This window comes from Streptomyces sp. NPDC006335, from assembly GCF_040612795.1.
In the GTDB taxonomy this organism is placed as follows: Bacteria; Actinomycetota; Actinomycetes; order Streptomycetales; family Streptomycetaceae; genus Streptomyces.
Genome location: NZ_JBEXQX010000018.1, coordinates 172794 through 182985, shown reverse-complemented (window position 1 = coordinate 182985; position 10192 = coordinate 172794). Strand labels below are relative to the sequence as shown.

The following is a 10192-nucleotide window of genomic DNA, read 5'->3' as shown; positions in this document are numbered from 1 at the left end:
CTCTCTCGTTTTTTTTTTTTTTTTTTTTTTTTGTGTTGTTTTTGTCTTCCTTCTCCCCCCGTGCTTTTTTTTGGGGGGGCGCGGGGGGGGGGGCCCCCCCCCCCCCCCCCCCCACGCCTCCGGCGCACGTATCGGGTAATCACGTTCGGCCTGTCGCTCATTAGGGTGACCAGTGCCTCCGAAGTGTTGTCACAGGGCCCCCTATAGGTACGCACGCGCCACAGCCACACACCTGTCGCCGGCTCATGCGTGCCGAGCCGCTCGCCGTGCCCGAGTACGGAGGGCAGCTCCGTTCACGTCGCCCCAGCACAGAGGAGACCGCATGATCACCATCCGTCGGGTAGCGCTCGTCACCCCCGCCACCCTGGACGCCGACGCCTACCGCGAGTTCTGCTGGGGCGCCGGTCTGGAGCGTACGGACGCCGGCTACGGGCTGCTCCAGGCATTCGACGATGTCACCTGGGAGGAGGTCATCGCGGTCGTCGAAGATGTCGAGTACGTGCGTCTCCTGACACAGTGCTCCGGAGTCGTCGTGCCTGCCGACAAGGTCACCCACTTCCTGGCCGATTGGCCGGATTTGCGTCCAGAGTCCGACACCGTCTGGCCCTGATGTGCACCACGCCCGGTCAGGCAGCCGTCCCAGACGGCTCGCCGCGTAGCAGGTCGGGACGAGCGTCGGCCAGGGCGAAGGCCCGCTGGAGAACGGCCACCAGGAAACCGTCGAAGTACCGGCGGGCTCGCCCGTCCCGTAGGAGGAGCGGTCGGCGCCGTCAGGGCCGACGCGGCGCTGAACTGCCTTGACTCTGGTCAGGGTCCCGCCGATCTTCGACGGCGGGATCGGGTCGGTCGGATGGTCGGCGAAGTGATGTACGCCGCCGCAATGGCCGTTCTGCCCGGCTGGCCACCGGCACGCCAAAGAGCCGAGACGGCGTGGTCGAGGCGGTGAGGGCGCTGTGGACCACCCGCCGCCACCAGGCCCTGGACGCCGAGTTCGGCCCGCAGGTCAAGCCGAGCTGTTCGGAATCAGCCCCGAGACCGCCGCCCTGGCCAGCTGGCCTCCGCCGGGGACAATCCCGAACGCATGTGGTCCGAGGAGGCATTCGTGTACCTCGCCGATGCCGCTCGGATCCCGACTTCTTCCCGCACTCACTTCTACCGCCTCACCGCGGCGGTGATCGGACCGCGACCAACGCGCTGCACACCATCGCGCTGGTCCCGATGCGCTTCGACGGACGCACCGGCGCCTATGTCGAACGCCGGGCCAAGGCCGGGCGGTTCAAGAAGGACATCATTCGCTGCCACAAGCGAATCGTCGCCTGCGAAGTCCACCGTGCTCTGACCAGCACACCGGCCACGCACATCATTCAAAACAACCCCGCTCCAGCTGTTTGACAGCTATATGGGCGTCCCGAGAACGGAAATTCCGATGAGCGTCAAGCTGTACGACGGGTTGCGGCTGACCGCGCACGCGCCCGACCTCTTCGAACTCATCCGCCTGATCTCCAAGCGCATGCGCGAGGTCTTCCGCGAGCTGGCTGTACCCATCATCGCCAGGAACGTCGCCCGCGTCGTCGACGACACCGAGGTACGCGAACGCAACATGGGCGGCCCCCTGCACAACTATCTCGTCTACAGGGCCCGGAAGCTCTGGCTCGACGAGCAGTCAGGGCTCGATGACCGCATGACGTTCCACGATCCGCTGCGCTTCAGCATCGTCTTCGGTCAGGTCCACGACGGGTACGGCACGCGCCGGCTGGCCTACCCCTTTGCCGGGAACCGCGCGTACACCGATGCGCTCCTGGCCCTCGAAGCCGATGGTCACCCGGTCCTCGCCGACTACCACTACCAGGATCAGGCTGACCGACCGAAGGAGATCCGGAAGGACGAGTGGAAGCGCCGGCGCGACGACTGGAACTATCTGCTCGACGCCGACGACCGCGAGACGGACGGCACCTTCGGGCATCTCCCCGGTTGGCAGCTCCCGGACAGCATCGAGGGCGTCTTCGACGCAGTGCTGCTCGGCTACAAGGACACCACCATCGATCTGAACGCGCACCGCACCATCGAGCACCGCATGCGCCGGGCACTCAACCGGGCGGTGACCCTCGACCTGGACCTCGACGGGGTCAACGGCATCAACAGATTGCTGACTCGTAATCAGCGCATCGAGCGCGCGATCTCGCAGTTCCTCGACACTGCCGAGGGCAAGGCCATGCCGCGGCCCGCGCCAATGCCAGGTGCTCGGGAACTCGACGTCATGATCAGCGAGTTGCCGCCCGTCTATGAGCCTCCAGCTGGAGCCGTTGCCCGGATCGGCGAGCTGTATCGCGAGCAGGCGCTGGCAGGTGACTGATCTGGATCGACGCAGTCGATCCGGGAGTAAATCTGCAGAGGCATCAGCATCCCCTTCGCCCAGGAGCGCAATTGGTTCGTGGGTTTGAATCCCACCGTTGTGCTGGAATCCATGGGGCCGGTTGCGGCGGCGTGCTGGTGGGCGCGGACGATGGTGGAGTCGATCTGGACGAGCCAATCGATGTCGTCGGCCGCGTCGACGTGGGCCTGGATCTGCTGGAGAGCTCGCGTGAACACGCCGTCCAGCGCGTAGCGCCGGAAGCGGGTGTAGACCGTCTGCCATGGCCCGTAGCGTTCCGGCAGGTCACGCCAGGAGATCCCGGTCCGGATCTTGTAGACCATCCCGTTGACGACCTGCCGGTCCTCCACTCGCGGACGGCTTGTCGCGGCCCGCGGTATGAGCGGAGCAAGCAACTCCCGCTCCTGATCGGTGAGTTCATGGCGGCGTATCACCCCACCATGATCCACCAACTTGATGATCTTTGAAGACGGACCCTAGTTCACCCTGGCAGTCGTCCACCGCGGAAAGAGCGCCCATCTCGAATACTCCTACCGGCTCGCCTGCGAGGCCGGCGACACCGCACGAGCGGACCAACCGGAGGCCGAGTTGAGGGGCATCCGGACATCACGCCGGAGGTCTGGTCGGGGAAGTGGCCGGTAACTCACTGAAGAACACGAGCCTGATCGGCGGAGCCGATTCGGGACTCGGAATGACAAGGCATTCGATCAGCACAGCTGATTCGGATGAAGCATTGAAAGAGGACATCATCTGATCAGCGAAGCTGATCCGGATGGTGGCATGACAGACAACTGAAGGTCTCAGCTCAGCTCAACCCAACCCAACCCAACTGCGTGCGGACGACGACGTCGATCCGGGCGTTGTGCTGTACTCGAGGAGAAGAACTGATGTCGAACCCCCGCAATAACGGACAGCTCATCGGCCGCCTCGCGAACGACCCCAAGGTCTTCGAGAACAAGGACGGTTCCAAGAAGGTCCTCTTCACGGTCTTCACCGACCGTGCCTACACCAACGCCCAGAACCAGCGCGACTCGGACGCCGTGCCAGTCGAGGCCTTCGTCCGGGCCCAGACCCAGGGTCTGGGCCCCTACGCCAACGTCCACAGGGGTGACCTTGTCGCCGTCGGCTTCTCGCTCCGCATGGACCGGTACGCCAAGGGGGGCGAGCAGGTATTCGACCTCAAGGTGATCTCCGAGGACATCACCTTCCTGGAGTCCCGCGCCACCACCCAGGCCCGCCTGGCCGAGCGCGTCACCAAGGCCGAGGCCCAGAACCAGAACCTGCAGGCCCAGGCCCCCACCCCGGTCGCCGCTGCTGCGCCCGTCGCCGTCGCGCAGGCCAGCGCCGTACAGGACGAGCAGCTGCCCTTTGGCCCCGGTCCGCGCTAGTCGCTCCGGGGCCACCTGCACCTGCCCGGCCCCGCATCGGTGCGGGGCCGGCCCTGGTTTGCCTCAAGACCAGATTCGACCGCGTGACGTCAACTGCACTCATAGCACGCCCTGTTGCGTGTGTTGCACCGCCGGTGGCCAGATACACCCACCATCCCGGGCGGTCAGCCTGCGACCCCGTCAACTCAACAGGAGCATCATGACCTCTCGGGTTCCCCGCAGCACGACTCCCTCGGCCCAGTGCGGCGCCTCTCCGGCCGCCAGAGTCGAAGAAGTCTGGCGTAGCCAAGGCTCCAACGACCCGGACCTGCTCATCGTGTGGCACGAGCCGACACAGCACGACCAGGACCGCAGAATGACCACCGCAGATGTCGTCGCACGCTACCCCGAGGCTGAATTCGTCATCGCCGACCTCGCCTGGTTCCCCAGCGAGGCTGAACACCACAGGTTCTACCTCACCGGGCACGGCACATCCGAACCAGTCGCCTTCCCCGAAGACACAACCGCCGTCGCGATGTGGGCACACGGCTACCTCAGCGCCGCGAAAGCGATGGGCGGATGGAGTGCGTTCGCGGCGGAAATCGAGGACCGTGACGACCACGAGGCCGCCGACTGGGCCGACGAGGCCGCCAGCAACACCCACCTGTAACCGCAGCCCCCGCGAGAAGGCGAAGCGGACCGGCTGGACGGCAGGTCCGGTTTCCGCGCCCCACCCGATCGACCTGATAGGCCCAACGCCCTACACCGTCGGCATCATCCGACTGTGGCATCTACCGGGGTACCCGCCAGATCACTCACGACGCGGGCGGCGTGCACGGCACTTTCGGCACCATCCAGGTCGGTAAGACCAGCGGGAAGGTACTGCGCGCCGAGATCATCCACGGCAACGATGGCACCCGCGGCGCGCCCAAGGTACCAACGTCGTCCGCGCGCTCCTCAAGGCCGTGACGCTCACACCTGCCCCGAAAGCCGCACGACCTCCATGCTCACCTGCCGCCCGTAGCAGTCCGGAGCGGGACGCGCACGCCGCCCGGGCTGGCCTGGCATGACAAAGCCCCACACCGCAGACTCTGAGCGCGCCTCCGCGACAACGCACCGGCCCGCTGGGGTCAACATTCCAACGGAGCACCGAATGGAAACGCAGTTCTACGCGCACCTCAACTTCCCGGCAGCTGCGTGTGTCCTGGTCCGCCTGTTCTACTCGCCGGACACCCCCTACTGCGTCGATGTCACCTTCGACCTGGGCGGCGACCATACCCCAGTGATGTGGACGCTAGGTCGGGAGCTGCTGAGGGACGGACTGAGCGGGCCTGCGGGAATGGGCGATGTGCACATCGACCCCACCGATCTGCCTTCGCACACAGTGCGCCTTCGCCTGGATTCCCCGCACGGGAGCGCCGAGTTGAGCCTGCCTGGTCAGGCTCTCGGCGACTTTCTCCGACGGACCGCGAAGGCCGTCCCCTACGGCCGCGAGGCGGAAGCGCCCGGGTTTCTCACGAACCTGGACCGCGCGCTGGCCAGCATGCTCGCCGAGCCACGATAAGCCAGCCGGGAACGACAGCCGGCCGCTGCCGCGGCGGCGAGACGTGCCGTCCGTCCGGTCTGCTGCGTCGACGTTGCCGGATTCCGGTCAGGGATGCCGCGGCCGGATGGTGCGCGCAGCTCGCCCGGTGTGCCACCTCGCCGAACTGTTAGAAGTGCCACAACCGGCCACTGCGTAACCCCCGCGGGGTGGCGGATCCGTCACCCGCTCAGAACGAAGGGAGCGACCCGTGAGCAAGTCCCGTGTTCGCATCAACCTCGGCACAAGGGCCGACGACAAACCCATCTCCCGCGTCCGCATCCACCTGCGCGACGAGAGTCCGAAGGGTGCGGAAGAGAAGGAACCGAGCTCCCGCGTCCGGATCAATTTGGGAGGCAAGAAGGGCTGAATGCCTGGCTGCGAAAAGGGGCCCCTGACCAGGGGACCCGGCCGGGGCCGTTCTGGCCAACATTGGTTCAGCCGGACAATGCCCCGCACGCCCCCCCGATGTGCTGTGAGCGACCGGTTCGAACCCGTGGTGCGTCGACTGATCCCCGGCGTACTCCAGTAAGCACACCTGAGGACTGCAGCTGATCCATGCGTTGCGCCCCTGGAGATCTCCGCGGTTCCGGCTTCTGTAGCACCCCGGTGCACGCTGTCTTCGGGCAGCAGCTGCGCCGGGGTGCCGTATTTTTTCTTCTTCTTCGTGGCTCGCCTTGCTCGTCCCGTGACGGCAGTGAGCACAAGGGATCAGCGGAGCTGATCCGGATCTGGCGCTGAAGAACATCCTCGTCACGCCAGGAGCCGGCCATGAACTGCCCGAACTGCGCCACCGACATGGAGTCGAGCACCCACGGTGTCCGCGACGGCAAGAAGACCAAGAAGGTCACGCACACGTGCTCCGAGTGCGGCTACAGCGAGACTCGCTGACCAGTGGCTTCTTCGCCCTGTCTTTTCTCTCCCCCTCCACTGTGGTCTCGAAGGAAACCGCGCCGATGAAGATGCTCTAGACCGCTTGCCCATGATTCTCATCGTCTTTGCCGCTGCCCTCGCGACGATGGGACTCGCCTTCCTCCTGCCGGACCTGATCGGACGGAAGCCGAGGGCCAAGAACCACGGCAGCACGACCGAGCAGCGTGTCTGGCCCGCAGTCGGCAACTACGTCCTCCTCGCTGAGACCAGCGGCTACCTCGAATGCGCGTTCGGCGCAGTCCCCCGCCGCATCGGCGTCATCGTCCGGCATTCCTGGAACCGCATTGACGACACCAGGGTGTTCGTCCACTGGCTGACGAAGCCGGACGACCTCGTGGGCCAGGTCCTCGCCGCCTTGGACACACGTCTACGGCGTGCGCTGCGAGCGCGACGGGCCCGTCTTCCTCGAACATGCCGGCGGTCCGAGCCGAGCACAAGCCACTGACCCAGGGAGTACTGATCGCCATGAGCTTCCTCAGCCGCATCGGCTTCATCGAGACCGAAGAACAGGAGCGGGCTCGGCTGGGCCAGGCACCCGATGGCTCGACGAACCACTACCTGTCCACCCTGCCCGTGACCATCGAAGAGTGGCCCAGGGACCTACTCGTCGAGCTGCCCTGGGAGCCGCCGCGCACGAACCAGTCCTACCGCGTCGTCGTAGTGCCGATCGAGTTCCGGAAGGACGCTCTGCCCGACGGCGTCGAGGAGGAGCCTGTGCCCCGTAAGCGCCACTCCGGTTCCTGGATGTGCGCCGTGGTGTTCTCGACCCACCCGAGCTACCCGGTCGGCGGCTACCGCATCGTCGTCCCGGCCGCCGAGCTGGCCCGCGGCCGGAGGATCGACCTCGCCGGAGTACCGGCCCAGGTCTGACGCCACGCCCCTCAACACCACCCAGCAGAAGGCGAGTTCCGCTATGTCCACCGTCGGTGAAGAGCAGAAGGTCGACGCCGTCCACCGGCTGGGCGTGATGTCCGAGCGGCACCCCGAACTGAAGCGCCGCGTGGCGGACGCCCGGCTCGAACTCGCTGCCGCCATTCTCGCCATGGACGCCGTCGACGAGCGCATCCAGGCGGGGGAGGAGATCCACTCCCTCCAGGAGCAGGCTGCCGTTGAACAAGCGAAGAACGCCCATGCTCAGGCCTTGGCGGACCTCCTGCGAGGCGAGCACTGAGCCCGTAGGGGCTCGTCCCCGCAACCATCTCCGAACCGCACAGAGGGGCCCGGTCATGCCTGATGCACCCGAATACACGCCCCGCAGCGTCTACACGCTGGAACCGCACGCTGATCTTGTGACCGTCGAGAACGGACACATTGCGATCGAGGCCATCGCCGAGCGCGTCTACGGCAAGCCGTACAGCTCGCTGCGCGGATGCCAGCGGGACGACGAGCACATCGGCAATGACAGCGTGAAGCTCTACGAGCTCACCTCCGACGGGGAGTACCTGCAGGCACTCGGCGACCTCGACGACGCCGAGATCTACCTGGGCTGGGACTCACGCACCGGCGAGAGCGTCTTCAAGACCGGCACGACGGAGCTGGCCTACTGGCTGAGCATCCGCGTCGCTGACGAAAACACACCAGCCACCGTCGAGGCGAACCCGCCGGCGACGCAAGACCTTGAGAACGCCGTGTTCGAGGACCGGTTCTTCGCCGATCGTGCCTTCTCGCCGTCGCTGCGGCTGGTCCTGGCCGATCTGATCCGCCGCGGCGAACTGCCGCGCGGTGACTACCTGTTCCGGCACTGGTGGTGATGACCAGAGCGAGATGACAGGTGAAGCGGTGGCCGAGTCCCTGACATCCGCCTTCGACGTCGCCGAGTACATCCTGCAGAAGCGCGCCGCAGCCGAGCCCGACCGGCCGGCGTGGACCGAGATGAAGCTCCAGAAGCTCGTTCACTACTGACAAGCCTGGCACCTCGCCTGGGAGGGCAAAGCCCTCTTCCCGGAAGCGATCCAGGCCTGGGTCTCCGAGCCCGGCTGCCCTGCGCTCTACGAGCTGCATCAGGGCCACTTCGACATCGAGGCCGGCTTCTTCGCCAAGCGGCTGCGCGTGCGCAGCGATCTCGGAACTGCCTGAGCACCAGCAGAAAGAGAGAGACCACCACCATGTACAACACCCCCCTACGCGGGCGCTCGTTCCTTCGCGGCTGGGCGATCGCGATCGCGGCCATCGCCGTCCTGGTCGCGAGCCTGGTCATCTGGGGCAACCAGTTGAGAAGCCGGGAAGCCCAGGACCGCGCAGTCATGGCCAACACGAAGATCGTCTACGCCGCGGACCCCGTGCAGAAGCTCGTCGAGCGTGCCGACGGCAGCTACTACAGGGCCACGACCGCCTCGGAGTATCCGTCCGACATCAGCTACGACTACACGACGGTCCAGGACCGGGACGTCGTCGTGCACGGCACGGTGACCACCCAGGAGCAGAGGCCGACGGGTTTCCTCTGGTCCCAGAAGACCTTCGCCAACGACATCACGGTCCGGATCATCGATCCGCACGAAGCGGACCGGACGCCGCGGCTGGAGCGGCTGCGCTGCACGGTCCAGCCCATCGACCCCTCGAAGCCGAGCTACACCGGCGACCCGCACGTCAGGAGTCGGCTGAAGATCGGGCCCGACCAGGAAGGCACGGACGCAGGAAGCCTGACTGGTCTCTTCTCGAACGGCGGCCAGCAGCTGTGCCAGGACCAGATCACGATTCTCGTGCCGGACGGCAGCATCCAGCCGTAACCGACTGGGGCTCACCTCTGGGCGTCGGCAGGTGAATCCCGCGGAGCCCCCGTCGGCTGAGCATCATGCTCGCCGGACGGAGGTCTCTCTTTGTCTGCCTGATCAGCGGAGCTGATCCGGTCTGGTCTTCAGTGGATGAGGACACATGCACGGCGCGCGGCAAGGCAGCCCGCATAGCGGCGGTCGCCGAGTTAAACGCGAGCGACCGGCGCGCGGCGCGCGCCCTGGCAGCCACCGCCGGACTGACCCCGGCGAGCACCGCCGACAACGGCGCCCCGCTCTTCATCCCTTCCCCACGAGGCGCCGTCGACCGGCGGTGCCCCACGGCCACGGCACACGCACCAATCCCAAGGAGGAGCCCTGCATGTCCACGCTCATCGCACGCCCCAGCCTCACCAAGACGCGCCCCGCGTACGACGGGCACACCGGCGCCATGCTCCGCGAGGCACTCGAAGCGCTCGGGATCGTGCACCACGTGGACCAGCCGTGGCGCGGGCTGCCTACGGAGTACCTGGTGTGCAGCGTGCGGGGGCGTGCACGGGTGTGGATCCATTGCGTGGCCGACCCGTCCGCCCGCACCCCGGAGGGCCGCCAGTTCGCCGATCACTACGACCTGCCCACGGTCGCACTGTGGGCCGTCGCCGCCACGGTCACCGACGACGAGTCAACCCGGTTCGTGTTCAACGGGTTTGGCGACGAGCGCAAGCCCACGGCGAGCGCGGGCATGCAGGCCGGGCAGTGTGCTGCCGCCGTGGCCGGCCACTTCGGGCTGCCGGTGCCGGAGCCTGAGTACACCTGTCTGCACTGCGCGCGCGTTATCGAGTGGATCGAGGCCGACGGGCAGGGCGCTTGGTACGACTCGTCCAACTGGATCGGATGCGTGGACGGCGAGAGCCTGCACGCCCCTGAGCCGCTGTGCGGCTGGTGCGAGGACTACGGGCTGATCGAGGTCTTCGACGACTCCACCGACGCCCTGAAGGGGCACACCACGTGCGACAACGCCCCGTGTGTCGCCCGACGCATCATCCGCAGCGATCAGGCCGAGCGCGAACGCCAGGCCGCGCGGGCCCAGGCCGCCGCCCACGAGTGCACCGGCCCCCTGTGCTGCCCCCCGTTCTAGGCCGCATGGCGCCCTGCCCTGCGACGAGTGCGGGCGGCCGGCCGGGTCGAGACCGGCCCGGGGCCACTCAGCACACAACCGACCACGGCAGCA

15 protein-coding genes are annotated in these 10192 nt (G+C 66.8%); 14 read left to right on the top strand and 1 reads right to left on the bottom strand.

Going from position 1 to position 10192, the window contains the following annotated elements:
- Positions 1-322: 322 nt before the first annotated feature.
- The 3 genes from ABZ098_RS36375 (at position 323) to ABZ098_RS36365 (ending at position 2353) form a co-directional block, all read left to right on the top strand.
- Positions 323-610: a hypothetical protein gene (locus tag ABZ098_RS36375; RefSeq protein ID WP_356598025.1), complete on the top strand. Its 288-nt coding sequence runs from the start codon at positions 323-325 to the stop codon at positions 608-610.
- 608 nt (positions 611-1218) lie between these two features.
- Positions 1219-1392, top strand: a complete 174-nt coding sequence (locus tag ABZ098_RS36370; RefSeq protein ID WP_356598024.1) for a hypothetical protein — start codon at positions 1219-1221, stop codon at positions 1390-1392.
- Between the two features lie 34 nt (positions 1393-1426).
- On the top strand, positions 1427-2353 hold the full coding sequence (locus tag ABZ098_RS36365) for a hypothetical protein (protein WP_356598023.1): 927 nt from the start codon (positions 1427-1429) through the stop codon (positions 2351-2353).
- Here ABZ098_RS36365 and ABZ098_RS36360 read toward each other — a convergent pair.
- The gene (locus tag ABZ098_RS36360) at positions 2281-2820 is read right to left on the bottom strand and encodes an IS5 family transposase (RefSeq protein ID WP_356598022.1); all 540 of its coding nucleotides are present in this window, start codon (positions 2818-2820) and stop codon (positions 2281-2283) included. The two genes, ABZ098_RS36365 and ABZ098_RS36360, sit on opposite strands and share 73 nt — an antisense overlap.
- Positions 2821-3258: 438 nt before the next feature.
- On the opposite strand from ABZ098_RS36360, the gene ABZ098_RS36355 reads away from it, so the two are divergent.
- From ABZ098_RS36355 to ABZ098_RS36305, 11 genes are all read left to right on the top strand, one after another.
- Positions 3259-3759 (top strand): single-stranded DNA-binding protein, encoded by a 501-nt coding sequence (locus tag ABZ098_RS36355; RefSeq protein ID WP_356598021.1) that lies wholly within the window; start codon positions 3259-3261, stop codon positions 3757-3759.
- 355 nt (positions 3760-4114) lie between these two features.
- Positions 4115-4408: a hypothetical protein gene (locus ABZ098_RS36350; protein WP_356598020.1), complete on the top strand. Its 294-nt coding sequence runs from the start codon at positions 4115-4117 to the stop codon at positions 4406-4408.
- 483 nt (positions 4409-4891) lie between these two features.
- Entirely contained in the window at positions 4892-5302 is a 411-nt protein-coding gene (locus tag ABZ098_RS36345) for an SsgA family sporulation/cell division regulator (RefSeq protein ID WP_356598019.1), read from the top strand.
- A 229-nt stretch (positions 5303-5531) separates the two neighbouring features.
- Positions 5532-5690 (top strand): hypothetical protein, encoded by a 159-nt coding sequence (locus ABZ098_RS36340; RefSeq protein WP_356598018.1) that lies wholly within the window; start codon positions 5532-5534, stop codon positions 5688-5690.
- A 612-nt stretch (positions 5691-6302) separates the two neighbouring features.
- Positions 6303-6698 carry a hypothetical protein gene (locus tag ABZ098_RS36335; protein WP_356598017.1) on the top strand — a complete coding sequence of 132 codons (396 nt, stop codon included), beginning with the start codon at positions 6303-6305 and terminating at the stop codon, positions 6696-6698.
- Positions 6699-6718: 20 nt separating this feature from the next.
- On the top strand, positions 6719-7123 hold the full coding sequence (locus ABZ098_RS36330) for a hypothetical protein (RefSeq protein WP_356598016.1): 405 nt from the start codon (positions 6719-6721) through the stop codon (positions 7121-7123).
- A gap of 43 nt (positions 7124-7166) precedes the next feature.
- Complete coding sequence (locus ABZ098_RS36325) at positions 7167-7424, top strand: hypothetical protein (protein ID WP_356598015.1); 258 nt, start codon at positions 7167-7169, stop codon at positions 7422-7424.
- Between the two features lie 55 nt (positions 7425-7479).
- A complete protein-coding gene (locus ABZ098_RS36320; protein WP_356598014.1) occupies positions 7480-8004 on the top strand; it encodes a hypothetical protein in 525 nt (174 codons plus the stop codon).
- 28 nt (positions 8005-8032) lie between these two features.
- On the top strand, positions 8033-8155 hold the full coding sequence (locus ABZ098_RS36315) for a hypothetical protein (protein WP_356598013.1): 123 nt from the start codon (positions 8033-8035) through the stop codon (positions 8153-8155).
- A gap of 203 nt (positions 8156-8358) precedes the next feature.
- Positions 8359-8979, top strand: coding sequence for a hypothetical protein (locus ABZ098_RS36310; RefSeq protein WP_356598012.1), 621 nt, complete (start codon positions 8359-8361; stop codon positions 8977-8979).
- Positions 8980-9343: 364 nt separating this feature from the next.
- Positions 9344-10099, top strand: a complete 756-nt coding sequence (locus ABZ098_RS36305; protein ID WP_356598011.1) for a hypothetical protein — start codon at positions 9344-9346, stop codon at positions 10097-10099.
- Positions 10100-10192 lie beyond the last annotated feature (93 nt).

Excerpts from the sequence above, each read along its gene's own strand:
- ABZ098_RS36375 (WP_356598025.1), top strand. The coding sequence starts at position 323 with ATGATCACCATCCGTCGGGTAGCGCTCGTCACCCCCGCCACCCTGGAC.
- ABZ098_RS36370 (WP_356598024.1), top strand. The coding sequence starts at position 1,219 with ATGCGCTTCGACGGACGCACCGGCGCCTATGTCGAACGCCGGGCCAAG.
- ABZ098_RS36365 (WP_356598023.1), top strand. The coding sequence starts at position 1,427 with ATGAGCGTCAAGCTGTACGACGGGTTGCGGCTGACCGCGCACGCGCCC.
- ABZ098_RS36355 (WP_356598021.1), top strand. The coding sequence starts at position 3,259 with ATGTCGAACCCCCGCAATAACGGACAGCTCATCGGCCGCCTCGCGAAC.
- ABZ098_RS36350 (WP_356598020.1), top strand. The coding sequence starts at position 4,115 with ATGACCACCGCAGATGTCGTCGCACGCTACCCCGAGGCTGAATTCGTC.
- ABZ098_RS36345 (WP_356598019.1), top strand. The coding sequence starts at position 4,892 with ATGGAAACGCAGTTCTACGCGCACCTCAACTTCCCGGCAGCTGCGTGT.
- ABZ098_RS36335 (WP_356598017.1), top strand. The coding sequence starts at position 6,303 with ATGATTCTCATCGTCTTTGCCGCTGCCCTCGCGACGATGGGACTCGCC.
- ABZ098_RS36330 (WP_356598016.1), top strand. The coding sequence starts at position 6,719 with ATGAGCTTCCTCAGCCGCATCGGCTTCATCGAGACCGAAGAACAGGAG.
- ABZ098_RS36325 (WP_356598015.1), top strand. The coding sequence starts at position 7,167 with ATGTCCACCGTCGGTGAAGAGCAGAAGGTCGACGCCGTCCACCGGCTG.
- ABZ098_RS36320 (WP_356598014.1), top strand. The coding sequence starts at position 7,480 with ATGCCTGATGCACCCGAATACACGCCCCGCAGCGTCTACACGCTGGAA.
- ABZ098_RS36310 (WP_356598012.1), top strand. The coding sequence starts at position 8,359 with ATGTACAACACCCCCCTACGCGGGCGCTCGTTCCTTCGCGGCTGGGCG.
- ABZ098_RS36305 (WP_356598011.1), top strand. The coding sequence starts at position 9,344 with ATGTCCACGCTCATCGCACGCCCCAGCCTCACCAAGACGCGCCCCGCG.